The 23,039-nt window shown below is 60.3% G+C and carries 27 protein-coding genes; 15 read left to right on the top strand and 12 right to left on the bottom strand.

Annotation, left to right across the window (positions count from 1 at the left end):
- Nucleotides 1-2: 2 nt before the first annotated feature.
- From pstC to V0R59_RS16355, 13 genes are all read left to right on the top strand, one after another.
- Nucleotides 3-896: a phosphate ABC transporter permease subunit PstC gene (gene pstC, locus V0R59_RS16415; RefSeq protein ID WP_330076114.1), complete on the top strand. Its 894-nt coding sequence runs from the start codon at nucleotides 3-5 to the stop codon at nucleotides 894-896.
- A complete protein-coding gene (gene pstA / locus V0R59_RS16410) occupies nucleotides 893-1,762 on the top strand; it encodes a phosphate ABC transporter permease PstA (protein ID WP_330076115.1) in 870 nt (289 codons plus the stop codon). The genes pstC and pstA overlap by 4 nt, the downstream gene beginning before the upstream one ends.
- 2 nt (nucleotides 1,763-1,764) lie before the next feature.
- Complete coding sequence (locus V0R59_RS16405; RefSeq protein WP_330076116.1) at nucleotides 1,765-2,616, top strand: phosphate ABC transporter ATP-binding protein; 852 nt, start codon at nucleotides 1,765-1,767, stop codon at nucleotides 2,614-2,616.
- Nucleotides 2,617-2,741: 125 nt separating this feature from the next.
- On the top strand, nucleotides 2,742-4,259 hold the full coding sequence (locus tag V0R59_RS16400) for an AMP-binding protein (protein WP_330076117.1): 1,518 nt from the start codon (nucleotides 2,742-2,744) through the stop codon (nucleotides 4,257-4,259).
- A gap of 91 nt (nucleotides 4,260-4,350) precedes the next feature.
- A complete protein-coding gene (locus V0R59_RS16395) occupies nucleotides 4,351-7,482 on the top strand; it encodes an outer membrane lipoprotein-sorting protein (protein WP_330076118.1) in 3,132 nt (1,043 codons plus the stop codon).
- A 9-nt stretch (nucleotides 7,483-7,491) separates the two neighbouring features.
- Nucleotides 7,492-8,736 (top strand): hypothetical protein, encoded by a 1,245-nt coding sequence (locus V0R59_RS16390; protein WP_330076119.1) that lies wholly within the window; start codon nucleotides 7,492-7,494, stop codon nucleotides 8,734-8,736.
- A 108-nt stretch (nucleotides 8,737-8,844) separates the two neighbouring features.
- Nucleotides 8,845-9,201, top strand: coding sequence for a metalloregulator ArsR/SmtB family transcription factor (locus V0R59_RS16385; RefSeq protein WP_330076120.1), 357 nt, complete (start codon nucleotides 8,845-8,847; stop codon nucleotides 9,199-9,201).
- Nucleotides 9,202-9,230: 29 nt separating this feature from the next.
- Nucleotides 9,231-10,514 (top strand): arsenic transporter, encoded by a 1,284-nt coding sequence (locus V0R59_RS16380; RefSeq protein ID WP_175652040.1) that lies wholly within the window; start codon nucleotides 9,231-9,233, stop codon nucleotides 10,512-10,514.
- A gap of 14 nt (nucleotides 10,515-10,528) precedes the next feature.
- The gene (locus V0R59_RS16375; protein ID WP_330076121.1) at nucleotides 10,529-10,999 is read left to right on the top strand and encodes an arsenate reductase ArsC; all 471 of its coding nucleotides are present in this window, start codon (nucleotides 10,529-10,531) and stop codon (nucleotides 10,997-10,999) included.
- Nucleotides 11,000-11,022: 23 nt separating this feature from the next.
- Nucleotides 11,023-11,736 carry an arsenical resistance protein ArsH gene (gene arsH, locus V0R59_RS16370; protein ID WP_330076122.1) on the top strand — a complete coding sequence of 238 codons (714 nt, stop codon included), beginning with the start codon at nucleotides 11,023-11,025 and terminating at the stop codon, nucleotides 11,734-11,736.
- Between the two features lie 4 nt (nucleotides 11,737-11,740).
- Nucleotides 11,741-12,244 (top strand): cyclin-dependent kinase inhibitor 3 family protein, encoded by a 504-nt coding sequence (locus V0R59_RS16365; protein ID WP_330076123.1) that lies wholly within the window; start codon nucleotides 11,741-11,743, stop codon nucleotides 12,242-12,244.
- Nucleotides 12,245-12,269: 25 nt separating this feature from the next.
- Nucleotides 12,270-13,352: an ArsO family NAD(P)H-dependent flavin-containing monooxygenase gene (locus tag V0R59_RS16360; protein WP_330076124.1), complete on the top strand. Its 1,083-nt coding sequence runs from the start codon at nucleotides 12,270-12,272 to the stop codon at nucleotides 13,350-13,352.
- A complete protein-coding gene (locus V0R59_RS16355) occupies nucleotides 13,345-13,893 on the top strand; it encodes an arsinothricin resistance N-acetyltransferase ArsN1 family B (protein ID WP_330076125.1) in 549 nt (182 codons plus the stop codon). The genes V0R59_RS16360 and V0R59_RS16355 overlap by 8 nt, the downstream gene beginning before the upstream one ends.
- Before the next feature lie 30 nt (nucleotides 13,894-13,923).
- Here the strand turns inward: V0R59_RS16355 and V0R59_RS16350 are convergent, their stop codons facing one another.
- Together V0R59_RS16350 and V0R59_RS16345 are read right to left on the bottom strand one after the other, a co-directional pair.
- Nucleotides 13,924-14,247, bottom strand: coding sequence for a hypothetical protein (locus V0R59_RS16350; protein WP_330076126.1), 324 nt, complete (start codon nucleotides 14,245-14,247; stop codon nucleotides 13,924-13,926).
- Between the two features lie 196 nt (nucleotides 14,248-14,443).
- Nucleotides 14,444-14,689 (bottom strand): helix-turn-helix domain-containing protein, encoded by a 246-nt coding sequence (locus V0R59_RS16345; RefSeq protein ID WP_009402735.1) that lies wholly within the window; start codon nucleotides 14,687-14,689, stop codon nucleotides 14,444-14,446.
- A gap of 136 nt (nucleotides 14,690-14,825) precedes the next feature.
- On the opposite strand from V0R59_RS16345, the gene V0R59_RS16340 reads away from it, so the two are divergent.
- Nucleotides 14,826-15,113 carry a hypothetical protein gene (locus V0R59_RS16340; RefSeq protein WP_330076127.1) on the top strand — a complete coding sequence of 96 codons (288 nt, stop codon included), beginning with the start codon at nucleotides 14,826-14,828 and terminating at the stop codon, nucleotides 15,111-15,113.
- Nucleotides 15,114-15,219: 106 nt separating this feature from the next.
- Here the strand turns inward: V0R59_RS16340 and V0R59_RS16335 are convergent, their stop codons facing one another.
- From V0R59_RS16335 to V0R59_RS16305, 7 genes are all read right to left on the bottom strand, one after another.
- Nucleotides 15,220-16,026, bottom strand: a complete 807-nt coding sequence (locus V0R59_RS16335) for a hypothetical protein (protein WP_330076128.1) — start codon at nucleotides 16,024-16,026, stop codon at nucleotides 15,220-15,222.
- Between the two features lie 117 nt (nucleotides 16,027-16,143).
- Nucleotides 16,144-16,416 carry a helix-turn-helix domain-containing protein gene (locus V0R59_RS16330; RefSeq protein ID WP_075806312.1) on the bottom strand — a complete coding sequence of 91 codons (273 nt, stop codon included), beginning with the start codon at nucleotides 16,414-16,416 and terminating at the stop codon, nucleotides 16,144-16,146.
- Nucleotides 16,417-16,515: 99 nt separating this feature from the next.
- Nucleotides 16,516-17,106 carry a hypothetical protein gene (locus V0R59_RS16325; protein WP_330076129.1) on the bottom strand — a complete coding sequence of 197 codons (591 nt, stop codon included), beginning with the start codon at nucleotides 17,104-17,106 and terminating at the stop codon, nucleotides 16,516-16,518.
- 11 nt (nucleotides 17,107-17,117) lie between these two features.
- Nucleotides 17,118-18,470, bottom strand: coding sequence for a tyrosine-type recombinase/integrase (locus tag V0R59_RS16320; RefSeq protein ID WP_330076130.1), 1,353 nt, complete (start codon nucleotides 18,468-18,470; stop codon nucleotides 17,118-17,120).
- A gap of 480 nt (nucleotides 18,471-18,950) precedes the next feature.
- Nucleotides 18,951-19,772 carry a hypothetical protein gene (locus V0R59_RS16315; RefSeq protein WP_330076131.1) on the bottom strand — a complete coding sequence of 274 codons (822 nt, stop codon included), beginning with the start codon at nucleotides 19,770-19,772 and terminating at the stop codon, nucleotides 18,951-18,953.
- A gap of 71 nt (nucleotides 19,773-19,843) precedes the next feature.
- Nucleotides 19,844-20,788 carry a bifunctional helix-turn-helix transcriptional regulator/GNAT family N-acetyltransferase gene (locus V0R59_RS16310; protein ID WP_330076132.1) on the bottom strand — a complete coding sequence of 315 codons (945 nt, stop codon included), beginning with the start codon at nucleotides 20,786-20,788 and terminating at the stop codon, nucleotides 19,844-19,846.
- Nucleotides 20,789-20,965: 177 nt separating this feature from the next.
- Entirely contained in the window at nucleotides 20,966-21,205 is a 240-nt protein-coding gene (locus V0R59_RS16305; protein ID WP_330076133.1) for a helix-turn-helix domain-containing protein, read from the bottom strand.
- A 122-nt stretch (nucleotides 21,206-21,327) separates the two neighbouring features.
- Here V0R59_RS16305 and V0R59_RS16300 point away from each other — a divergent pair, with 122 nt between their 5' ends.
- Nucleotides 21,328-21,609, top strand: coding sequence for a DUF3077 domain-containing protein (locus V0R59_RS16300; RefSeq protein ID WP_330076176.1), 282 nt, complete (start codon nucleotides 21,328-21,330; stop codon nucleotides 21,607-21,609).
- 4 nt (nucleotides 21,610-21,613) lie between these two features.
- Here V0R59_RS16300 and V0R59_RS16295 read toward each other — a convergent pair whose 3' ends face one another.
- The 3 genes from V0R59_RS16295 to V0R59_RS16285 form a co-directional block, all read right to left on the bottom strand.
- The gene (locus V0R59_RS16295) at nucleotides 21,614-21,931 is read right to left on the bottom strand and encodes a chorismate mutase (protein ID WP_330076134.1); all 318 of its coding nucleotides are present in this window, start codon (nucleotides 21,929-21,931) and stop codon (nucleotides 21,614-21,616) included.
- Between the two features lie 124 nt (nucleotides 21,932-22,055).
- The gene (locus V0R59_RS16290) at nucleotides 22,056-22,481 is read right to left on the bottom strand and encodes a DMT family transporter (RefSeq protein ID WP_330076135.1); all 426 of its coding nucleotides are present in this window, start codon (nucleotides 22,479-22,481) and stop codon (nucleotides 22,056-22,058) included.
- 4 nt (nucleotides 22,482-22,485) lie between these two features.
- Nucleotides 22,486-22,998 (bottom strand): GNAT family N-acetyltransferase, encoded by a 513-nt coding sequence (locus V0R59_RS16285; protein WP_330076136.1) that lies wholly within the window; start codon nucleotides 22,996-22,998, stop codon nucleotides 22,486-22,488.
- Between the last annotated feature and the right edge of the window lie 41 nt (nucleotides 22,999-23,039).

Genomic DNA, 23,039 nt, shown 5'->3' with positions numbered 1-23,039 from the left:
TCATGACACTACCTATCGTTGAGTCGATCTCACCGCCGCCGTCGGCGCTGCGCGGATGGGCCTTCTGGTCGGCAATGACCATGCTGGCCTTGCTCGGGGCGGCGATCGTGTTCCTGATCGTCGCGTTTCTCCTGGGTGAGGCACTCCCGCTGATCAGCAAGGGAGGCTTCACCCGGTTCTTCACCGACGAAGGCTGGTGGCCGAGGGATGCCAGTTTCAATATGACGCCGATGGTCGTGGCCAGCCTCTACCTGACGGTCGGGGCGCTGCTGGTGGCGACGGCGTTGAGCCTGGCGATAGCGCTGGTCACCACGTTCAAGGCACCCACCGGACTGGCGCGGTTGATGCGCAATCTGGTGGAGCTCAGTGCGGCTGTGCCGACGGTGGTCTACGGCCTCTGGGGCGTGAGTGCCATCGTGCCGATCATCAACCTGTGGAGCCCTCCGGGAGCCAGCCTGCTGGCGGGTGTTCTGGTGGTGGCCCTGATGATCATCCCGACCATTACCGTCCTGACTCAGTCAGCCCTCCAGACGGTCCCGGTCGCCTATGTACAGGGCGCTGCAGCACTGGGTGTTTCCGAGAATCAGACCCTGCTGCGCATTGTCGTGCCGGCGGCGAGGCAAGGCATTTTCTCTGCCATGGTGCTCGGCGCGGCCAGGGCCATCGGGGAAACCATGGTGGTCCTGATGGTCTGCGGCAATATCGTGCAGGTCCCCGCTTCGTTGTTCGAGCCCGTTCGGGCGCTGACGGCCAACATCGCGCTGGAGATGCCCTACGCCATGGGCGATCACCGGGCCTCGTTGTTCGTGGCTGGCTTGCTGATGTTGCTGCTGGTCAGCGTGCTGGTGGCTGCTGGCGAATGGGTTGGCCGGCGTCAGCGGGAGATGGGCCTATGAAGTTGATCAGCTTGGCCCGACTCAAGGAGTTGGCCTGGACGGCATTGCTCTACGGCCTGGCCCTCGGGGCGATCGCGATGCTGTTGTGGCCGCTGCTCACGGTGTTCGGCAACGGGCTCCAGGTGTTGAGCTGGGAGTTCCTGTCGTCCAGTCCGGTCGATGCCGGTCGTGGCGGCGGCATCGCGCCGATCCTGGTTTCGACGCTGGGCATCGTGTTGGTCAGTCTGGCTGCCGCATTGCCACTGTCGTTCGGGGTGGCGGTGATGCTGACCGAAGGATTCAAACCCGGCGGCTGGCCTGCAACGGTTGTGCGCTGCAGCCTCGACATCCTGGCCGGCGTGCCGTCCGTGGTGTTCGGTCTCTTCGGTCTCAGCCTGTTCTGTCGGCAATTGGGGTTGGGTTACTCCATCCTGGCCGGTGGCCTGACTCTGGCCTGCATGATCCTTCCGACCCTGGCCCGCTCGCTGGCGTTTTCGCTGGAAGCGGCGGCCACGGCTCATCGCGCGGGTGGTGCGGCACTGGGGTTGTCGCGGCAGTCCGTGCTGTTGCGGGTGATGGTGCCGGTGGCGCTACCGGGGATTTGCGCCGGGATCGTGCTGGCGCTGACCAGGGCCCTGGCCGAAACGGCGGTGTTGCTGTTCACCAGCGGTTACTCGGACCGGATGCCGGAGTCTCTGCTCGACTCGGGGCGGAGCGTCTCGGTGCATATCTACGATCTGGCCACCAACGTACCCGGCGGCACGCCGAACGCCTATGGATCGGCCCTCGCGCTTCTTCTGCTCCTGGCACTGCTGAGTTTCGCAGTGCATGCCCTGACCCGGTGGATGCAGCGGCGCATGACTGGCACAACGACAGGGAGTTACTGACCATGACCAACAAGACCGGGGCGGCAACGCTTGAATCCTCGCTGCGAGCCGTGCCCAGCATCGCTGGCACTGTTACGCACCTGAATACCGCGGCCGAAGGGTATATCGAGATTGAGGACCTGTCGGTGAGCTACGGCAAGCGGGTGGTGGTCGAGAGGGTGAACCTGCGGGTACCTCGAAACTCGGTCACGGCCCTGATCGGTCCTTCCGGCTGCGGCAAGTCCAGCTTGCTGCACTGCCTGAACCGCCTCAACGACCTGGTTCCCGAGTGCTCGGTATCAGGTTCGATCAGCTTCAGCTGGATGGACGGCAAGCGCCTGTTGAAGGACCCGACCCAGTTGCGCCGCCAGGTCGGCATGCTGTTCCAGCGGCCCAACCCGTTTCCCTTCTCCATTCGCAAGAATCTTGAATTCGCGCTGCGGCAGCATGGGATCAAGGCGCGGGACGAAATCGATGCGCGGATCGAGGCGTCGCTCAAGGAAGTGGGCTTATGGGATGAGGTGCATGATCGGCTCGACGGCCCGGCGCTGGCGCTGTCTGGTGGGCAGCAGCAGCGCCTGTGCCTGGCCAGGGCGCTGGTGCTCGGGCCGGAGGTGCTGTTGATGGATGAACCTTGCAGTGCCCTCGATCCTATCTCGACGCAAACCATCGAGGCGCTCATCTCAAGCCTGTCGCAGCGGCGAACCATTGTCCTGGTAACCCACAGCCTGAGTCAGGCCCGCCGGGTTGCCGATCAGGTGGCGGTGTTCTGGAAGGTTGAGGGCGTGGGAAAGCTGATCGAATGCGGCAAGGCGCGGGAGGTGTTTGAGCGGCCCCGTCACGAGCTGACCCAGGCCTATCTGCAATTTGCCTGAACCGAGCAGTTGGCGTGGCAGGACGCCATGGTACATCGGTTCCATTGTGGGCAAAGCGCGGCGATTTCTACCATGGCCGCATGAACACTATCTCTGCTAAACCCGTGCAATACCCGACCGCGAGAGTGAAAACCCTCCCGCTCCATGTCCATGATGTGCTCAAGCATGCGGCAAGGGTGCACGCCGCAGTGAAAGTAACTTCCATCGCTCTCGATGGCGCCGTCCAACGCCAGAGCTACGCAGATCTGGCCGATACCGCTCGTGATTGCGCCGCGCAACTCCATGCCCTCGGGTTCCAGCCAGGCGATGCGCTCGTCAGCTTTGGCCTGAGCTCGCTCGACCAGATGGCCTGGCTTTACGGGGCACTCGACCAAGGCGTGGTCACTCACCTGCTCAACCCCCAGCATCGCCCCGAAGACCTGGGACTCTTCCTTCAACAGATCCGTCCAAAGCTGGTGCTGCATGACGCCGCTACGGCCGGCGCGGTTCAGGCGTTTCAGGGGCTGCTGCCAGGATCTGCGGTTCGCGCGATGACCCATCGAAACGCCGAGGGGGCGGTTGGATACGTAGCGGCACAGTTTCCGGAGGACAGCCTTTCCCACGTTTGTTACTCGTCCGGCACCACCGGCACTCCGAAAGTCGTCGAGTACACGCACCGTTCGACGCTGCTGCACACCTGGGCTTGCGCCTTGCCGGACGCCATGGGCCTGACCGGCGCCGACCGGGTCATGCCGCTGATGCAAAACTTCCATGCCAGCGCCTGGGGCGCTCCGTTCGTGTGCCCGATGGTGGGCGCCGAGCTGATCCTGGTTCCGCCAACCCGTGATCCGGCTCAATGGTTCCAGTGGATCGAAGAGCATCAGGTCACCGTGTTGGGTGCGGTGTCGGCTCATTGGCTGGCGCTTGCTCGCTACATGCAGGCGACCGGGCAGCGTTTCAGCACGTTGCGGCGGACTGTTGTCGGAGGAACCCGCCTGCCGTTCGAGGTGGCGTATTTCATTCAGGAGCGACTGGGCGTCGAGGTGTGTCACGCCTGGGGCATGACCGAGACCTCGCCGCTGGCCACCATTGAACGGTTCGATAGCAGCGCGACTGCGCTGGGGCATGGCCAGCCGGTATTCGGCATCGAGCTGGCAGTGCGAGGTGACGATGCGGAATGCGTGGCCGAGGGCGCAGGGGAACTCATGGTGCGGGGACACTGGGTCGCCGTCGGCGCCGAGCAGGACGATTGGCTGGCGACCGGCGACTTCGCGACCCTTCAGGCCGATGCACGGCTCGATGTCAGCGATCGGCTGAGCGACTCGCTGCTGGTCGGTGGCGCTCCCCTCAGCTCCGCCTTGGTCGAACACCGGGCCAGACAGGTGTCGGGCGTCGCGGATGCGGCGCTGGTGATCTGCGAGCCGGGCAGCGGTCGCAGCGTTCTGGCCTGGGTCGCGGCGCCCGATGCCGAGCCCGCCGCCGTTGTTGCCGAACTGCAGGCGGTGCTGGCGCAAGCCTTCGAGGGCTGGTGCCCGACCCGGTGCACCGTCCTGGATGCGTTCCCCTACACCGCCTCGGCGAAGGTCCAGAAACACCTCCTCAAAGCACAAATCGCTCCCCAGAACGAAAGCGATGTTGCCCCCAACCCTTCCTTCACGTGCTGATGCCTGACTCATGACGCAAATATCGAAAACCGCAGCGGTAGATTCTGTTCATACGAGCGGGCTGAAGAGCTCGCTGCCCCTGGAACGGTACGTGACCTGGGTAGTGGACCATCGGCGGTGGGTCATCGCCATCGTGCTGGCGCTGTCGGCATTCTTTGCGTTCTTTGCCGCCAAGCAGCAGGTCATCATCAACCCGGCTGCCGTAGTGCCGCAGAGTCACCCGTACATCAAGGCGACCAACACCATCGAGAAGATCTTCGGCTCGAAGTACCTGGTGGTGATCGGTCTGACCCCTACCCAGGGCGACGCCCTGCAGCCCCAGGTGCTGGAGGCGGTGAAGCGCATTACCGACAAGCTCTATGCGGCGCCGTCAGTCACCAAGCAGACGCTGCTCAGCCTGTCCTCGCGGCAGGCCAAGAGCATTCGCGGCAACGCCGACGGTTTCGAGGCCAGACCGCTGTTGGGTGACCAGTTGCCGTCCAGCACGGCGCAGATCGAGGAGCTGAAGGCGGCGATCAACGCCAACCCGGTGTACCGGGATACGGTGATCTCCAGTGACTGGCGCACCGCGACGATCATGCTGGAGCTCAAGGAGAACCCCAACGGCTTCGGTGCGATGCTGTCCGATGTCCACCAGATCCTGAGCCAGGAGAACACGCCGGGCATCGAGATCTCCCTGAGCGGCAACCCGGTGTTCCTGCACCAGGCTGAAGTCTTCGCCGACCGGATCAACTGGTTGTTCCCGATCGCGGTACTGGTCATTGGCCTGCTGCACTACGAAGCATTCCGGACTCGCCAGGGACTGATCCTGCCGCTGGTGACGGCGCTGCTGTCGGTAGTCTGGGGCGTGGGGATCATGGGGTTGATGAAGGTCCCGATGGACATCTTCAACTCGCCGACGCCGATCCTGATCCTCGCCGTGGCGGCGGGACATGCGGTGCAGTTGCTCAAGCGCTACTACGAACGCTTCATCGAACTGGTGAACGGTCAGCAGATGGACCCGGTGGTGGCCAACCGGCTTGCGACGATTCAGTCGCTAGCGGCGGTGGGCCCGGTACTGGTCATCGCTGGCGGTGTGGCGGCCCTCGGGTTCTTCTCGCTGGTGGTGTTCGAACTGGAAACCGTGCGGGCATTCGGCATCTTCACCGGCATCGGCATCCTGGCGGCTGTGTTGCTGGAGTTCACCTTTACCCCGGCAGTGCGGGCCGGCCTCAAGCCGCCATCGGCGGCGCAGATCGACACCGAGACCAAGCCTCGGATCTGGGATCGCCTCAGCGCACGCATCGCTCACCTGGTGGTGACCCCTCGCAGCCGGCACTGGATTCTCGGCGGTTTCGTGGTGCTGATTGGCGTGGCGGTTGCCGGCTGGCCGCTGGTGCATGTGGATAACTCCAGCAAGAGCTTCTTCTCGGATTCGCTGCCCTTGCAGCGTGATGACAACCTGCTGAACAGCCAGACCGGCGGGACCAACGTGCTCTATGTGATGGTCGATACCGGCGAAGCAGATGGGGTGAAGGACCCTCGGGTACTGGATGCAATCCGCTACCTGCAGGCGGACGCGGCGAAGCGCCCGATCGTGGGCAAGACGCTGTCCATCGACGACTTCCTCCAGCGCATGCACGAAGCGGCGTCGGGCGACACGGGAGCTGTGACGCCACTTCCCGATGACCGCGAGCTGATTGCCCAGTACCTGTTCCTCTACTCGATGTCAGGGGATCCGGAGGACTTCTCGGCCCACGTCGATTACGAGTACCGGCGGGCAAAGATCGCGATCATGTTGCGTACCAACAGCAACGCCGAGATCGATCACCTGGTGAACGAACTTCGCCAGGTCGCGAAAGAGCATTTCCCCGGCAATGTCACCGTGTCGTTCGGCGGTGAGGTCGCGCAGACCCTGGCGGTCACCGATGTGATGGTGCACAGCAAGCTGCTCAACATCGCCCAGATCCTCGGGGTGATCTTCGCGGTGTCGGTGATCGCGTTCCGCTCGGTGATCGCCGGCCTGCTGGTGCTGTCGCCGCTGCTGGTGGTGCTGTCGCTGGTGTTTGGCGTCATGGGTTACTTCGGCGTGCCGCTGAACATCCCCAACTCGCTGATTTCGGCCATGGCGGTTGGCATCGGCGCCGACTACGCGATCTACCTCATCTATCGCATCAGCGAATACACGGCCCAGGGCAAGGCGTTGCCCGAGGCCGTGGAAATGGCGATGAAAACCGCCGGCAAGGCCTGCCTGTTCGTCGCCACCGCCGTGGCCGGGGGTTATGCCGTCCTCATGTTCTCCTACGACTACAAGGTTCATATGTGGCTTTCTACCTTTATCGTGCTGGCGATGCTGGCGAGCGTTCTCGCAACCCTGACCCTGATCCCGAGCGCCATCCTGGCCTTCAAACCCGGCTTCATCTTCCAGCGCCGCTCCGGTGACCGTGGCGCCGTGCTGCTGATCATCCTGGCGGCCGTCGGCTTCCTGACGTATTCACAGGTCGGCTGGTCTGCAGAGCTGGAGGCGAAAGAGATCATGGAGCGCAACGCGGCGGTCACCCGCTTCAGCACCTCCAAGGCCGATGCCGAGTTCGTGCTGCAGACCAAGGACGGCAGCCAGCGGACCCGCAAGTCCAACATGGCCTCGAAGCTTCAGGATAACGGGCAGGACACCATGCGCCTGGTGCGCTTCGAGGCGCCTGCGGATATTCGTGGAACCACCACCTTGCTGGTCGAGCGGACTGCCCAGGACGACGAGATGTGGGTATACCTGCCGGCGATGAAGCGAGTGCGCCGTCTGGTGGCTTCGAACAAGAAGGACAGCTTCATCGGTACCGACTTCAGCTACGGCGACGTGATGGGCCACAAGGTCAGCGACTGGAAGCACACCCTGGTCAGACAGGAGACCCGTGACGGCGTCGAACACTACGTCATCGAGTCGCTGCCCGCCGAGGACAGCGTGCGCACCAACTCTGGCTACGCGAAGCGCCTGACCTGGATTCGCAAGGACAACTTCGCGACCACCTATGTGGAAGCGGCCGATGTCAGCGGGGCGCCGTACAAGCAGTTCTCCTTCAGCGATATCCAGCTGGTGGATGCCACCAATGGCAAGTGGCAGCCGATGAAGACCGAGGGCAAGAACCTGCAGAGCGGCCACACCACCATCATCACCTTCTCCAACTTCAAGGTGGGTGAGGCGCTGAGCGACAGCCTCTTCTCGGCGAACAACATGGCTTCGCGCTAAGGAGAGGACATGAGCGGGACTTTTTCCCCCGGCTGGTGGGCTGGCGCGGTCGTGCCCCTGGTTTTTTCGGTGGGCGCCGTCGCCGACGTGCCTGAAGTCACTGGCGAAGTCGCGGCAGGGGTTTGGTCATCGAACCGGATGCTGGATGACCGCCACACGATTTCCTCCAATCGCGCCAAGCTCAAACTGGACTGGCAAGCCAGCGAGAGTCTGAGCTTCAGCAGCGAGGTCTGGGCCCTGTCGTCCCCTGAACGGCTGGATGGCAGGCGGGAGGATGCCGGGGTCAACGAGTTGTATGTGAAAAGCAGCGAAACCCTGTGCGCCCCTGCACTGGGCAAGAAGCTGGTGATGTGGGGCCGGGCCGACGGGATCAATCCCACCGACCAGGTATCCCCCAGCAACTACAGGCGCCTGACCCCGGAGACCACGGATCAGCGCACCGGCAACTGGGGGCTGCACCTGGACTGCGCCGCCGGTGCCGGAAAACTGCAGGTCCATGTGCTCGACCGTTTCCGCTTCAACGAGGTGCCGCTGGAGAAAACGCCTGGCGTAACTTTCCGCGAGCAGGACCCGGATGTCCGCCCCACGGTGGCGGTGAAGTACGACGTACTGGGTTCGGATGCGGACTGGTCGATCAGCGTGATCGATGGTCACGACCTGTTCCCCACCTTCGCGGTGCGCAGTGCCACGCCTGCCGGCGTGACCCTCGGCCAGCATGCAACACGCATGCGGATGGTTGGCGGCGACTTCACGATCGTTCGCGGCGAAATGGCTTATCGGGGAGAAATTGCCTGGGTGGACTTCGAACAGTCGTCCGACCCAGCGGTGGCACGCCGGCAGCCCTACACCTCGGCGATCGGCGGCGCCGAGTGGTACATCGGAGATCGCGAGACCGTTTCCCTGCAAGGCTTCTGGCGACATCTGCGCTCGGTATCGAGCATCGCCAACGATCCCCTGATGGCCCAGGTGCAGGCGGCCCAGGCCTTGATCAGCAACGAACTGGACCGGGACCAGTACGGACTGACGCTGCGCTATGCCAGGCCACTGTTCGATTCGAAGGCCGACCTGGACCTGTTCGCCGTGTGGGCCGAACCCCGCAATGACTGGATGCTCCGGGGTCGCCTGAAGTACGCGATCACCGATTCATGGCGGGTCAGCACCGGCTTCGACATTTTCCGGGGGCCGCAGGATTCATTCCTGGGGCACCTGCGAACGAACTCGCTGACGTTCGTGGAGGCGAGCTATCTCTGGTGAAGCCCGATGGGTGCGATAGAAATATCCGGTTGTCCATATATTTGAATTGGCATATATTCGGATTTCCAGATATTTCAGCCGCCCGGTGGGCGGCCTCCAGGAGGCTACATGCCGGAAGCCCTGACTCCCCCCATCGTTTTCAAATGCCTGGCTGACGACACCCGGGCCCGGATGACCCTGCTGATCGCCCGCGAAGGCGAACTCTGTGTCTGCGAACTTACCCACGCGCTTGAACTGAGCCAGCCGAAGATCTCCCGGCACCTGGCCCAGTTGCGCGAGGCAGGAATCCTGATGGATCGGCGCAAAGGCCAGTGGGTGTACTACCGACTGCATCCCGAACTGCCGCAGTGGGTGGACGCCATGCTGAAGGGCGTGGTCGATGCGAATCAGGAATGGTTGAGCCCCGATGCGCTGCGCCTTGCCGACATGGGCGAGCGGCCGCAGAGCCCTGCGGCTTGTGCTTGATCCTTCCCTTCGCTGATTGAGTTGTAGTCATGCTGATCGCATTTCTGATTTTTCTCGTGACGATCGTTCTCGTCATCTGGCAGCCCAAAGGCCTGGGCGTGGGCTGGAGCGCTGCACTGGGGGCCGTTGTGGCGCTGCTGGCGGGCGTTGTGAGCCTGTCCGATATCCCCGTGGTCTGGCAGATCGTCTGGAACGCTACCGCCACCTTCATCGCCGTCATCATCATCAGCCTGTTGCTGGATGAGGCGGGCTTCTTCGAGTGGGCGGCATTGCACGTGGCGCGTTGGGGCAAGGGCAGCAGCCGCAAGCTGTTCGCCTTCATCATCCTGCTGGGCGCCGCCGTCTCGGCGTTGTTCGCCAACGACGGTGCGGCACTGATCCTGACTCCTATCGTCATCGCCATGCTGCTGGCCCTGCGCTTTTCCCCGGCGGCGACGCTGGCATTCGTCATGGCAGCAGGCTTTATCGCCGATACCGCGAGCCTGCCGCTGGTGGTGTCCAACCTGGTGAACATCGTCTCCGCCGACTACTTCGGCATCGGTTTCAGCGAGTACGCCTCGGTCATGGTGCCGGTGAACCTGGTCAGCATCGCCGCGACTCTGGGCATGCTGCTGTGGTTCTTCCGTAAGGACCTGCCGCGTACCTACGAACTCGACCAGTTGAAGGCTCCCGAAGCCGCTATCCGCGACAAGGCGACGTTCGTTGCCGGCTGGTGGGTGTTGGCGCTGCTGCTGGTCGGCTTCTTCGCCATTGAGCCGCTGGGCGTTCCAATCAGTGCCATCGCTGCTGCCTGTGCGCTGATCCTCTATCTGATCGCCGCGCGCGGGCACGTGATTTCTACCCGTAAGGTGCTCAAGGAAGCGCCTTGGCAGGTCGTGGTGTTCTCGCTGGGCATGTACCTCGTGGTCTATGGGCTGCGTAACGCTGGCCTCACCGACTACCTGACGCAGATTCTCAATGTCTTCGCCGGCTACGGGATCTGGGGCGCGTCGCTCGGGACGGGGCTGCTCGCCGCTGGCCTGTCGTCGGTCATGAACAACATGCCCACCGTGCTGGTAGGCGCGCTGTCGATCCACTCCGCCGAGGCCACCGGCATCGTGCGCGAGGCCATGATCTACGCCAACGTCATCGGTTGCGACCTCGGCCCGAAAATCACCCCCATCGGCAGCCTGGCCACCTTGCTGTGGCTGCACGTACTGGCCCGCAAGAACATCGTCATCACCTGGGGCTACTACTTCCGCACCGGCATCGTCCTGACGCTGCCGATCCTGCTTGCCACCCTGGCCGCATTGGCCATCCGCCTGAGCTTTTGAACCGGAGATACCTGATGAAAGTCTTGTTCATGTGCACCCACAACAGCTGCCGCAGCATCCTGTCCGAGGCGCTGTTCAATCACCTGGCCCCCGAGGGCATGGAAGCTGTGAGCTCGGGCAGCTTCCCCAGCGGCAAGGTCAATGAGCGGGCACTGAAGACCCTGGAAGCCGCCGGTATCTCCACCGCCGGCCTTTCGAGCAAGGCCTCGGACGCCTTCGAGAGCTCTCCTCCCGACATCGTCGTCACCGTGTGCGACCGCGCTGCCGGCGAAGCCTGCCCGATCTTCTTCGGCCCATCGATCAAAGCCCACTGGGGCCTGGCCGACCCTTCGGCGGTCAGCGGGAGTGAGGCGGAAATCGAAGAAGCCTTCCAGAGCACGCTGGCGAAGATCGATGAGCGCGTGCGCGCTTTCATTGCGCTGCCTTTCCCGCAACTGAGCCAGGACGAGCTGAAAGCCGAGCTTGCCCGCATCGGCGCGCTGTAGGACCTGGATCAATGGAGACCGAAATGAACGACCATCTGCCCAATGTCCAGCCAGAACTGCTTGATCTGCCGTCGCTGGAGCGGCTGGAACCGAAGGATCCTTCCACGCATAAACCGCGCATCCTGCTGTTGTACGGATCGACCCGCGAGCGCTCGTTCAGCCGCTTGATGGTCCAGGAGGCTGCGCGCCTGCTGGAAGAGTTCGGTGCCGAAACCCGTATCTTCGATCCTTCCGGTCTGCCGCTGCCGGATGACGCTCCGGACTCCCACGAGAAGGTGCTGGAGCTGCGCGAGCTGATGCAATGGTCCGAAGGCCAGGTGTGGTGCTCGCCCGAGCGTCACGGTTCGATGAGCGCCGTGTTCAAGGCCCAAATTGATTGGGTGCCGCTGGCCATGGGCGCCGTTCGCCCAACCCAGGGCAAGACCCTTGCTGTGCTGCAGGTCTGCGGTGGTTCGCAGTCGTTCAACGTGGTGAACCAATTGCGCGTACTGGGCCGCTGGATGCGGATGTTCACCATCCCCAACCAGTCCTCGGTACCCAAGGCGTTCCTGGAGTTCGACGATGCCGGGCGGATGAAACCGTCCTCCTACTACGATCGTCTGGTCGATGTGATGGAAGAGCTGACCAAGTTCACCTTGCTGCTGCGCGATCGCCAGGATTACCTGGTGGACCGCTACTCCGAGCGCAAGGAGTCGGCGGAAGAGCTGTCCAAGCGAGTCAATCTGCGGTCCATTTGAGGTCATGAGCATGTCGCATCCCTACTCGATGAAATCGCTGCCCCATGCCCCGGGAGCGCTGATTTTCACACCCTGCCCGGGTACCCAGGCCAGCGATCTCGCTGAAAGCCTGGAGACGCTGAAGCAGGCTGGCGCCGTGGCGCTGGTGACACTGATGTCGGATACAGAGCTTCAGGAAAACGGCGTTGCCGAGCTTGGCGTTGCGGCCAGGCAGCATGGTTTGGAGTGGTACCAGCTGCCGATCGAGGATGATCAGGCTCCTGATCAAAACTTCGAGGCTCGGTTAGGAGAGATTCGCCACCAGTTGGACGCTTTGCTCGCGTCCAACAAGGCCCTGGCCATCCACTGCAAGGGCGGCTCCGGCCGCACCGGGCTGTTCGCTGCCCGTCTGCTGATCGAATCCGGAATGCCGCGCCGCGAGGCGATCGCATGGGTGCAGGGGCTTCGCCCACGGGCGATTCAGAAGCCTGCGCACATCAACTACATCAACCAGTTCGGCGAAGACTGAGCGCTCCAGCCAGACAGGAGAAACCATGGCCACCGAAGGCGAACTACTCGATGTCATCGTGATTGGCGGCGGGCAGTCCGCGCTGACGGTGGCCTATTTTCTCAAGCGGGCCAAGCTGTCGTTCCTGCTGCTCGACGCCGAAGAGGCTGCGGGCGGGGCGTGGCGCCATGGCTGGGACTCGCTGACGCTGTTCTCGCCCTCCGCATGGAGCTCGATCGCGGGCTGGCCGATGCCGCCAGTCACGGAAGGTAATCCCGATAGGGATCACGTGGTCAGCTATCTGGAGCAGTACGAGACACGCTACGGGTTTCCAATCGTTCGCCCCGTCAGCGTCACTGCGGTGGAGCGAACCGGGCGTGGCCTTCGTGTGCGCTCGAAGGACCGCGACTGGGAAGCCCGTGCCGTCATCAGTGCGACGGGGACCTGGAGCAAGCCCTATGTTCCGGCCTATCCGGGGATAGAAGTGTTCCAGGGGCAGCAGACTCACTCCGCCCATTACCAGTCGCCAGAGGCTTTCCGAGGAAAGCGGGTGCTCGTCGTTGGTGGTGGCAACTCGGGGGCGCAAATCTATGCGGAGTTGTCCGAGGTCGCCGACGCAACGTGGGTAACCACCGAGGAGCCGGCGTTTCTGTCTGATGATGTTGATGGGCGGGTGCTGTTCGAACGCGCGACCGAGCGCCTCAAGGCCCAACAGGAAGGCCGTGTTATCGACGCACCAGTCGGTGGGCTTGGCGATATCGTCATGGTGCCCTCGGTGGTTCGAGCCCGTGAGCGAGGAGCTCTTCGAGCCGTAAGGCCCTTTGTCTCATTCACTCCTGACGGGGTCGCTTGGCCCAACGGTGAGAAAGCCCAGGTCGATGCCGTGATCTGGTGTACCGGCTTCCGGCCGGCGCTGGATCACTTGCAGGCGCTGGGCGTGCTGGATGACGACGGCAGGGTCGAGGTGGACGGGGCGCGCTCTACTCGCGAGCCGCGCCTCTGGCTGGTCGGATATGGCGACTGGACCGGCCTGGCCTCGGCGACGCTGATCGGCGTCACCCGTACCGCGCGCAGCACAGTCAACGAAGTAGTCGAATACCTGAACAGCTTGGAGCAGCCGGATGCGTAGCGGAATTGAGATTCGTGTGGCCAGACCAGAGGATGCAGAAGAGATCCAGGCCATCTACGCGCCCATCGTGCTCAACACGGCCATCTCATTCGAAGAGGCAGTGCCGAGCGTGGAGCAAATGCGGGAGAGGATCGCCACGACGCTGCAAATCTACCCGTATCTGGTGGCGGTGCAGGAGGGACGGGTAGTCGGCTATGCCTACGCCAGTCAGCATCGGGCGCGTGCGGCTTATCGCTGGGCGGTGGATGTGACGGTGTATGTCGCCGAGGGCCAGCGCCGCAGCGGAGTTGGTCGGCAGCTCTATGACGTGCTGTTGCCGGTTCTGAAGCGTCTGGGCTATCGCTCGGCGTATGCCGGAATTGCCTTGCCGAATGAAGGCAGTGTCGGGCTGCACGAGCGACTCGGTTTCCAGCACATCGGGACGTTTCCCCAGGTCGGGTTCAAGCTCGATGCTTGGCATGACGTGGGGTATTGGAGGTTTGATCTGGGTGGTGACAACCTTCGTCCTGATGATCCCGCGTGTTTTCAAGCAATCTGCTGAAGCGCGGGGTCATGCTTGCGGCGGGCGAATTCAGGGCGCTTCAGATGTCACGTGCTGTTGGGCCATTTCCGCAATGGCCTGGTGGACACGGTTCTCGATGATCTCTATCAGTTCGAGGTGCTTGGGAAATTCCTGCTTGAGCCAGGTGCTGCAGACGAAGTAATGATCGAGGTGTATCGCAAGAGGTTGCCGGTCACCCTGAGCGCATAGCATCACATTGAATTCTGTCTCGTCTCCTGCCATGGCGGCGGGCACGAAAATTGTCCCCTTGTCGCTGAAACCGCATGAGCGGCGCCATTCAGGGATGCGTTTCTTCTCGGGGTTATCTGCGGCAAACCAGGTGATTCTTTCCATTTAATCGACCTCATAGATGAGCAATGCGCAATGTGCGTCGTGTCTGATGCGGGTGTTTGGTTCAGCCCGAATGGAGACCCGCTAGAAGCGTTGGATCGTTACCTGGCTCGGGCGTTGGTAGGGCAGGCAACTGGTTTGTTATCAGCCGCAGGATGACTCACCGGCCACCGGCGCACTTGGCAGCCACCAGGTGACGCTAGAGGCTTGCATCGACCAACAGCTCGGACGGTTTGCATTCCACTGCAACGGCGATGCGCAAGATATTCAGGAAGGTGACATTCCTTTCCCCCCTCTCGATCTTCCCCATGTGAGAACGATCCACGCCTGCCGCATCGGCTAGTGCTTCCTGAGAAAGCGCGAGCGCCAGGCGGCGGGCCCGAATTGCTGCACCGAGCTTTTTCAGACTGCCGTCGTTGTCGAGGGTTGCGGAGATTCTTGCCATGGAAAGAATCGTCCCGTTATGATGCCTATACGGCCACGGTATTTACGACCCATTTTGAGTTTGACTTGTTGGGCCCAGTTCGCGGTTAACCGTCATTCGACAAGAGAGAGCATCCATGGATGGGGCGCGGAGAGGCGTGCTGCTTGAGCATGAGGGCAGGCCGGCTGGTGAGAAGAAGCATTTCCAATCCAGGTTTGGCATCAGACGTTTCTGGTTCGGTTGGCTCAGCGTGAGATTTGATGGCGGCCCGGTCTATTTCGACATGGTTGAGTCACTTCAACAGGCAATTGCTGATTTCGGATATCTCGTGAGGCGTGGTGAACGGTTGAGTTCTGAAGAGTGGCTCCACCGAATCAACACTCTCGATCTCCGTATTACCCCAGCGCAATTGACGGCGATCGAAACGCTCATGCGGAATTACTAAAGCTGCAAGTGTTGCGCTTCAATAGGGGGGGGGAGGGTGAACCTGTCGTCTTTGAATGACAGGCTCACCACAGCTATGCGGTATCACAAATCTGGCAGCAATTGGTCTAGGTTTTGCCGAAGCAGCGTTCTAGCCATTCTTCGTTTTCTTGAAACTTGGGAGGCGTTTCCTGCGTCGGAAAATGGTGTACCACACCCCTGCTCCTGTTTACCGCTTTACCGTGCGGCGAGCTGCACGTGTTTAATCTTGCCTGTGAGCCTTGTTTCCCGTGGCCTGGAGCGAATTCCTTGTCTGGCAGGTTTGTCCGGAAACTGTCTGCCTTTTGGCTGGACATTGTCAGGCTGTTGTCTGCTAGCAAGGCCCTCTCTATCTCCTCAGCAGTTACCGAGAGGGGGCGCAATGTCTTTTTATCGAGGCGTTCGGAGCCACTGTCGCTACCGTCGGCGATGAACAGAATTCCCTTCAGGTTGCCCATGTAGTCGTGGAATGAGGATAAGCGCGGGGGGAACTTCAGACCGGAGCGCTCCCAGAATTTGTGAAAGCCCCACCGCTGATTTTTAATTCGAAACTGCCCAGGAGGTAATCTCCCACCCTTTTGTCCTGTCACCGTATTTCTAGACCGAGATAGATCAGCGTTGTAGATCACATAGGCGTGGGTCCGTTTCACCACGGAGCGAAAATGGAGGGTCACGCCGGGTGAACGTTTCGGTCCGTAATAATCTGCTCCATAGTCATAATACTGGTATGCGTCTATTTCTAAGACAGAAAGAATATCTTTTATAATCTCTTCTGAATGTTCATCCAGCCATTCTTTAGGTACTACCTTCTTACTTTTCGGGCGGATAGCTAGTCGTCCAACATCAATACTAACCTCGTCGCCTTTGTTAAGTAGTCGAATGAGCATGCTTGCCATTGAGCTTATGTACTTGTCGGTGAGATGCAGTAAAAGTCGATTCGTGCAGCGCTTATGCGCACCTCGGAGAGGTGCACAAGCGGTACGGTGAAAGCGCGCCGAGAAAGCCGGCTGCGCTCAGAGGGACTTTCCGGTGTGGTCGGCAGTGCGGCGGGCCAGGAATTCGGCCAGGCCGCTCACTCGATAGCGCACCAGACGACCGACTTTGAGGAAGGGGAGGTTATAGCGACCGGTAGAGCGCCAGACGGAGAGAGTGCTGACCTTCACGCCCAGGATCTGGGCTGCTTGCTTGTCGTCTACATGGACGGGAGGGGTTTTGGGGTCGTAGCCAAGTTGCGCGGCAATTTCGGTCTTGATTGCCTCGATTTGATTGGTGGTCGTGCCTTGCATGGAGAAACCCTTTACGGAATTAAGCTAGGCAGGACTACATGGTGTCCTGCAGGTTTTGACCGGTCAGGGATAGTCTCTGGTAAACGAATCTGGATGTCGTTACACCGAAGGCGCTTGGTGTCCTAGAATTTTTTTTACCCATTTGACGACAGTTGGTGGACGATTTAGCTCCTTATAAAAAGTACACATCTCCTCCGCAAATTTCCCGGGAGCCCTTTTGTCATTGATATCAAACTCTCCACTTTTTATCCGCTCTATCAGCAGTCGCTCCACTGCTTCACGCTTGGCATGGTTTTGGGTAGGACGAGGTCCCTTGCTGGCTGCGCTAGCTTGCCTGGATTGCATTTCTCGATAGGCGTGCGTGCGAACCGCATGCGCGTTTTCGACAAATCTTGACGGCAGAAGCTCCCCCAAGTCCTCGGGGCGGGTTGTTTCGGCAAGCGCTGTAGGTTTTCGTATCTCATGAAAAGATTTTTGTTCAAGGCGTTCGAAGAGTTGCATAACGAGGATCGGCGACAACCCTTCTGATAAACCTAATTCAGAAAAAAGCCGTTCGAATCGCTCCAGGAGCTGGTCGGGAGTTGCGGGGACATCTGCCCAAAGGAAACCGAGGAATTCTTTTTCCAGCAATTCGACCGCCGCAAGCTGTCGTTTGAGTTGGTTTTGATGATCAGCGATTTCGACAGTCATTGCGTCTCCATTCATTTGCGATGGTTCTGGTGTAGATCAAGCACCTTGGCGGGCTCCTTCAAACCCGCAGCCTCAAGCATCGCTTGTGTTGCGGTGTTGACCGATTGGCGAACTGGGTCCAGGTCTAGGCGAGCATAAATCTGCGTCGCCTGATGGGTCTTGTGGTTGAGGCTTTTGCCAATGATCGCCAGCGAGGCGCCGGTTTTCGCTTGCCAACTGCCAAGCGTGCGGCGCAGATCGTGAATGCGTAGATCGGTCATGTCATACGAAGCCTTATCTATGGCGAGGCTATCTGCCAGTGCCCGGTATTTCCTTTCTGCTTTTGCCGAAGCAGTCAGAAGTTCGAAGTCGGCGGTCTGGCGTTCTTCGGTGTTCAGCTTCTCCTCTTTCTCCAGCAGATCCAGCAAGCGTCTCATGCTGGCACGGCGTAGCACGGTTGCCCACGCCTTCTTTGGCTCGACCAGGTGTCCAGTTTTCCCCGTTCCTGGAAAAACAAAACTGGAGCCCTTCTTTTTCGGTTGCCGGTTCTTCAGTGTGGCTACGGCTTCCGGGGAGAGGGTGACGTTTTGCGGGGTTCCGTTTTTGGTCATGCCAACACGCCAGATGCCCGCGTCGAGGTCGAGATCGCGCCATGCCATCTCCTGCACGTTAGAGCGGCGTGCGCCGGTCAACAGTGACAACAAAAAGAAGTCGCAAAGATCTGACTCTGCGATGGCCTCCATCAGATAAGGAAGCTCGGGGGCCAAGGCGAATCGATCCCGTGATGGAGCGGGGTTCTTTTGGATGCGGCTTGCAGGGTTGGCGCCGGTAAACAGTTCGAGATCAGCAGCGAAGTTGTAGACCGACGACACGACGATGATTGCGCGATCAGCTTGAGCGGGGCTTTTCTTCGTCGTCCTGGAGTGAATCGTCTTGATCTCGGACCGTGTTATCTGCGACAGCTTGCTGCTATGGATTGGGGCCAGATACATGTTCACCACATCCGTATAGTCGCGCTTGGTGCGTTCGCTAAGTGGGGAGCCGTCGCGCTTTTTCTTTTCAGACAGGTACTGCTGGAACACGTCGAGGAAAGTGGGCTCTTCTCGGATCGCTCGACGGACGGCTGCTGGATTGGCCCCGGTGGCGAATTCGCTGAGCACCTTCTGTGCATTGGTGCGAGCCTGCTCGACCGTCATCTCGGGGAAGGATCCGAGTTTGATCCACTCCATGGCGCCAGCAACCCGCTTGATCACATAAAAGGTACGGCTGCCTGCTGCGGTAATGCGAAGTACCAGCTTGGGGATCTCGGTATCGTAGACATTCAAGCGGTTAATGGCCGGCGGCTCGATGGCCATCAGGGCGGTCTTGGTGAACTTCAGCTTCATCGTGGCTTCAACCTGAATCGCTTGGCTAGCACTGGGCTAGCACGGGCTATCAAAAATGGTCCATCTGGGTGATGGTTCGTTAAGCCAAGACTAAGCTGAAAGGCCCATTCTGAATAGGTCTGTAGGGGGTTGTGAAGATTGGTAAAACATAAGAGCATCTAACTCGTAACGCGAAGGTCGCAGGTTCGATTCCTGTCTCCGGCACCAGTTCAGGTTCCAGCGAAGGCTACCAAAATCTCTGGAACCCCCGTAAAACCCGCCTTCTGGCGGGTTTTTTCGTTATGGCTTTGGCATTTGTGGGAAGCGCATCTTATCCAATTGAGATTGCTGAAAATCCAACAGCGGACAGATTGATTTTTCTGTCGTTAACTCGCTAGAAAATATGCCTTTCCCTTTTTCGCATACAAAAACGAAAAGGCCCGCACCGATGTGCGAGCCTTTTTTGTCACTGATGCGCGCAGGTCCGTATCCCCTCAAGCCCTATTCCTGCAAACCCGAGTTCGCCATCAACGTGAACATTCTCAGATTCCTGGCCATGGGATTCTCGATCGTTGCCGGGAACATCTGCAGCAGCATCCCGTTGTTGAACCGGTCCAGGCTGGTGGTCGGCATGAATTTCCCCGGCTCTGGACGGTCGTTCGTGCTGAATCGCAGAGGCTCGTGGTTGCTGGTCATGGTGTAGGTCAGCCGCTTGTTCGTTCCGGGTTGGTCCATGACCAGCGTCCTGCTCTGTGGGTCATAGCTGGAGTGGTCAGCCTCCTGCACGAGCAAGACCTTATTGGTTTCTGGGCTGTACCAAAGGATGTGTACCTGTCCCCCGTGCAGGTAAACGAACTGGAGGGCATTCATCTGCCGGTCCACGACGCCACGGCTCAAATAAAGCCCGTCAACGGGAGTGAAAAGCTCCAGTTCAAGAAAGTCCGTCGCGGCCCCAGGTTCCTGGCCGAATTTTGCGTACAGGTCCGACATGATTCCTTTGAGTGGCACCCAGAGAGAGTTCTCCAGTATGTCGCCATCAAATTTGACAATGCCGTCATGGGCTGTAGCCAGGTCGATCGAATACGTCAGGCTTTCTCGTGGCGGAATCGACGAGCAACTGTCACGGTGCTCGACTACGAAGTCATCTGCTGCTGCGTAGCCACCTCGCGCCCACGCTTGGGCGAGCTGTTTGGCAGACGCTTCGTTAGTGCAGTTCATGATTCCTTCTACTTGTTCGATATCTTCGACCGTCCCTATCTTCGCTGCCAGGGAGTTCGTAGATAGCGCGGCAAGCAGGCTCAGAAGCATAAAACGGCGTTTCATCGAGGTCGTCCTTAGTTGTTGATAGCCTGGTATCGGCGAGCGGCCGAACGGCTTTAATGGAGGGTCAGGTTTCAGCGCCTACGCGTGAATTGCTGTTCTATGACAGTCGACCCCCATTGGCTTCCTTGCTCCTCATGAGCCAGTTCGAAACCCAACGATTCATAGAGGTGCCGGGCAGCATCCAGTCCCTTGAAAGTGTGAAGCTGGATCGCCGAGAAGTTTTGCCGGTCACAGAAAGCAACGGCCTCGGTCAGCAGGCGACGACCTACGCCACCACCACGGCAGCCATCGTCAAGAATGAACCAGCGCAGATGGGCTTCATTGTTCCCGAGATCCTCCCCATCGATAGCCACCGACCCCAAGATCCGGCCAGCGCTTTCAGCGACCCAGATGCCGTTGCGCGAATTGCCCAGGCGTCCCGCGAACTCAGCAATGCCAGTTGCAACCCTGCTCTCGAAGAACTGGCCAAAACCGGAGTGGCGCGAGTAGTAGCTTGCGTGCATTTCCGCTACGCGCCCGATCAAACCCGGGCGGTATCCGAAGCTGATCTGAATCCTGGAGGCCGCAGTTCCAGCGGGTTCTTGACGATAGGCCTTCAATGCCTGGGCATAGGCGTTCAGCCCCAGAGCGATGGCCTGCTGCTCCTGAGTGGGGAGCGAAGCCAATGTCGAGCTGACCTGCATTTGTCCGTAAGCATGGATTCCTTCAAGGGTGCGCTTCCCTTGCTCAGTCAGGCGCAGTTGCTTCGTGCGGGCATCCTGCTCGCCTTCGCTTTCTTCCAGCTCACCCAACTGCACCAGCTTGGCAACCATACGACTGACACTGGACTTCTCAAGCCCGAGGGTTTGCACAAGCTGAGCCGCCGTCAATGCGCCGTGCTCTCCTAGTTCAAGCAGCGTGTGGACGGCAGAGGGGGAGTACTCCGTGCCTGCCAGCGTGGTGCGCATGAAGCCCAGCTCACGAACCATCGTGCGTGACGCGGAGCGGACTGTTTCCACGACTGAAGGGTCGATCATTTTTTGAAGTCTCATGTGCAATGGTTGCACAATACAACCATTATTGGTTGTGCTGTGCAACCATTCGCTCCGCCACCCATCGATCTGGCTATTGGACGACGGTGACGTCTAGCTTCCAGAGTGTGTTGTTGTGGTCGTCGTCTGGACTTAGAGGGACGTGGAGGCTGGGGTATTCGATCAGCCCAGTACCGAATAAACCTCCCCAATCACCCCATGCGGATCTATCTCCAAGCTCCTGGCAATCACCAGAAACTCAACTACATCCAGCCGCCGCTCCCCCCGCTCAAATTTCGACACATACGACTGCGGCCGTCCCAGGCGCTCTGAGAGCTCCTGTTGGGTGAGCCCGGAAGCCTTGCGTGCCTCGACCAGCAAGACAAGGAGATGTTGGTACGCTGCGGTGTGAATCGTCTTCATGAAGGTGTGCCGGGTTGAAAGCCGACCTACCTAATAAACCTGAAACAGGTTTATCCCAAAATGGGTTTTTGATAGGCTCGGCTGACCTTCATGAAGATGTCGAGGCTTCCATGACTTCCCAGATGAGTTTCAGCCCGGTAATCACCACCGCTGGTACCGCTACATTCAGCAAGTGCACTGCCGTGAGTGCACCTCTGTTTCGCGTGAATCCGGGCGTTCCTTGCGCGGATGCTCTGGCCCAGGCCTCGGTCCTCATGGACTGCATCAATCGCCTGACCTTGCTCGGAGGCGCAGACACCGCAGACGGCGCTCCTGTCTGGGCCGCCCATTATCTTGGCGAACAGGTCAAGGCGATCATCGACGATGTGGCAGTGGGAATATGTGGTGGGAGAGGGCAGGGATGATGAACTAGCTGACGCCGTGCTCCCTGGCCCGCGCAATATCCCGATGGTTGTCCCGGACCAGCCCGATAACCGTCTCGAAAATCGCGCGGGTCGTCGCATCAGGCAAACCATATTGCCGCGACAGCTCAGTGAGCCGCTCCAGTTGTGCCGCCTCCCGCGCGTTGTCGACGGGCTCGACGGCATGCATGGCATTCAGCTCACCGACTTTCTGGGTCACGGCAAAGCGTTTCGCAAGCAAGGCCACTATCTGCTCGTCGAGCACATCCAGCTCCTGGCGATAAGCACCAAGGGTTTCCTGGAAGGACGGGGGAGGACTGCTCATATGTTCGCACCTGATGTTCGAAAACCCGAAGATACCGCAGCAATACATACGCAATAAGAATTTTGATTTCTATCAATATGCGCTATGTGCATTTCGATTGCCCGTATTTGTCCAGCAACTCCAATCAACGACTAGCCACCAGCCACGCCCCGCCCACCAGCAATATCACCCCCAGGAGCGGCGAAAGTCCGCTCCATCCGGACCTGAACATGTCCACGCCCAATCCCACCACCAACTGACTGGCGATCAGCACCGAAATTGCCGCTGCCGCGCCCAGCCGCTGGTAGCCCGAGATGCTTGCAAAGACGATGAACGACCCGAGCACACCGGGCAGCACGCTCCAGTAACGCAGTGTGGCAAACATTTCGCCCAGCCCGGCCATCCCCGAGCGTGCCAGCAGCAGCGTGAGCAGGACGACGAGCCCGACCGCCGAGTTGAGCAGCAGGGCGACGAGTACCGTCGAGACGCCACTGCTGATGTGCACCATCAACAGGTTCTGCACTACCAGCGCGGCACCGGCAGCGATGAGCAGGGCTACGACCCAGGCCATTTCCTTACTCCGGCGCAGTGCGTGGATCGAGAGTGAGCTGGAGAAACACCAGATCGAGCCAGTTACCGAACTTGGCGCCGACTTCACGCAGGTGACCGACCTGTTCGAAACCGAGCTTTTCATGCAGGCGGATGGAGCCAAGGTTGCCCGCTTCGATGCCGGCGACCATGACGTGTTTGCCAATGGCACGGGCCCGTTCGATCAGGGCTTGCATCAAGGCTTCGCCCAGCCCTTTGCCACGCTGGTTGGCACGGATGTACACGGAGTGCTCGACGGTGTGGCGATAGCCGTCCCAGGCCCGCCAGTCGCCGAACGAGGCATAGCCGAGGACGCTGTCGGCGTCATCGACCACCACCAGCACGGGATAGGCGGCGCGCTGGCGCTCGGCGAGCCAGGCGAGGCGGTTGGCGCTGTCGACCAGGGTTTCGTTCCAGATGGCGGTGGAGTGGGCCACGGCGTCGTTGTAGATGGCAGTGATGCCGTCGATGTCGTGCGGGCGTGCATCGCGGATGGTCATGGGTTCTCCGGACATGTCTTGCAACTATGATGGATGGATAA

It is taken from the genome of Pseudomonas ulcerans (assembly GCF_036324125.1).
Lineage (GTDB): Bacteria > Pseudomonadota > Gammaproteobacteria > Pseudomonadales > Pseudomonadaceae > Aquipseudomonas > Aquipseudomonas ulcerans.
This window is presented reverse-complemented; position numbering and strand designations above follow the sequence as displayed.

What these genes read in the sequence shown, in the direction of transcription:
- V0R59_RS16335 (WP_330076128.1), bottom strand. Translation starts at nt 16,026, where the DNA reads ATGGCAAGCATGCTCATTCGACTACTTAACAAAGGCGACGAGGTTAGT.
- arsH (WP_330076122.1), top strand. Translation starts at nt 11,023, where the DNA reads ATGAACGACCATCTGCCCAATGTCCAGCCAGAACTGCTTGATCTGCCG.
- V0R59_RS16350 (WP_330076126.1), bottom strand. Translation starts at nt 14,247, where the DNA reads ATGGAAAGAATCACCTGGTTTGCCGCAGATAACCCCGAGAAGAAACGC.
- V0R59_RS16365 (WP_330076123.1), top strand. Translation starts at nt 11,741, where the DNA reads ATGAGCATGTCGCATCCCTACTCGATGAAATCGCTGCCCCATGCCCCG.
- V0R59_RS16320 (WP_330076130.1), bottom strand. Translation starts at nt 18,470, where the DNA reads ATGAAGCTGAAGTTCACCAAGACCGCCCTGATGGCCATCGAGCCGCCG.
- pstC (WP_330076114.1), top strand. Translation starts at nt 3, where the DNA reads ATGACACTACCTATCGTTGAGTCGATCTCACCGCCGCCGTCGGCGCTG.
- V0R59_RS16295 (WP_330076134.1), bottom strand. Translation starts at nt 21,931, where the DNA reads ATGAGCAGTCCTCCCCCGTCCTTCCAGGAAACCCTTGGTGCTTATCGC.
- V0R59_RS16310 (WP_330076132.1), bottom strand. Translation starts at nt 20,788, where the DNA reads ATGATCGACCCTTCAGTCGTGGAAACAGTCCGCTCCGCGTCACGCACG.
- V0R59_RS16290 (WP_330076135.1), bottom strand. Translation starts at nt 22,481, where the DNA reads ATGGCCTGGGTCGTAGCCCTGCTCATCGCTGCCGGTGCCGCGCTGGTA.
- V0R59_RS16315 (WP_330076131.1), bottom strand. Translation starts at nt 19,772, where the DNA reads ATGAAACGCCGTTTTATGCTTCTGAGCCTGCTTGCCGCGCTATCTACG.
- V0R59_RS16385 (WP_330076120.1), top strand. Translation starts at nt 8,845, where the DNA reads ATGCCGGAAGCCCTGACTCCCCCCATCGTTTTCAAATGCCTGGCTGAC.
- V0R59_RS16360 (WP_330076124.1), top strand. Translation starts at nt 12,270, where the DNA reads ATGGCCACCGAAGGCGAACTACTCGATGTCATCGTGATTGGCGGCGGG.
- V0R59_RS16380 (WP_175652040.1), top strand. Translation starts at nt 9,231, where the DNA reads ATGCTGATCGCATTTCTGATTTTTCTCGTGACGATCGTTCTCGTCATC.
- V0R59_RS16375 (WP_330076121.1), top strand. Translation starts at nt 10,529, where the DNA reads ATGAAAGTCTTGTTCATGTGCACCCACAACAGCTGCCGCAGCATCCTG.
- V0R59_RS16390 (WP_330076119.1), top strand. Translation starts at nt 7,492, where the DNA reads ATGAGCGGGACTTTTTCCCCCGGCTGGTGGGCTGGCGCGGTCGTGCCC.
- V0R59_RS16405 (WP_330076116.1), top strand. Translation starts at nt 1,765, where the DNA reads ATGACCAACAAGACCGGGGCGGCAACGCTTGAATCCTCGCTGCGAGCC.
- V0R59_RS16345 (WP_009402735.1), bottom strand. Translation starts at nt 14,689, where the DNA reads ATGGCAAGAATCTCCGCAACCCTCGACAACGACGGCAGTCTGAAAAAG.
- V0R59_RS16305 (WP_330076133.1), bottom strand. Translation starts at nt 21,205, where the DNA reads ATGAAGACGATTCACACCGCAGCGTACCAACATCTCCTTGTCTTGCTG.
- V0R59_RS16285 (WP_330076136.1), bottom strand. Translation starts at nt 22,998, where the DNA reads ATGACCATCCGCGATGCACGCCCGCACGACATCGACGGCATCACTGCC.
- V0R59_RS16300 (WP_330076176.1), top strand. Translation starts at nt 21,328, where the DNA reads ATGAGTTTCAGCCCGGTAATCACCACCGCTGGTACCGCTACATTCAGC.
- V0R59_RS16330 (WP_075806312.1), bottom strand. Translation starts at nt 16,416, where the DNA reads ATGCAAGGCACGACCACCAATCAAATCGAGGCAATCAAGACCGAAATT.
- pstA (WP_330076115.1), top strand. Translation starts at nt 893, where the DNA reads ATGAAGTTGATCAGCTTGGCCCGACTCAAGGAGTTGGCCTGGACGGCA.
- V0R59_RS16355 (WP_330076125.1), top strand. Translation starts at nt 13,345, where the DNA reads ATGCGTAGCGGAATTGAGATTCGTGTGGCCAGACCAGAGGATGCAGAA.
- V0R59_RS16325 (WP_330076129.1), bottom strand. Translation starts at nt 17,106, where the DNA reads ATGACTGTCGAAATCGCTGATCATCAAAACCAACTCAAACGACAGCTT.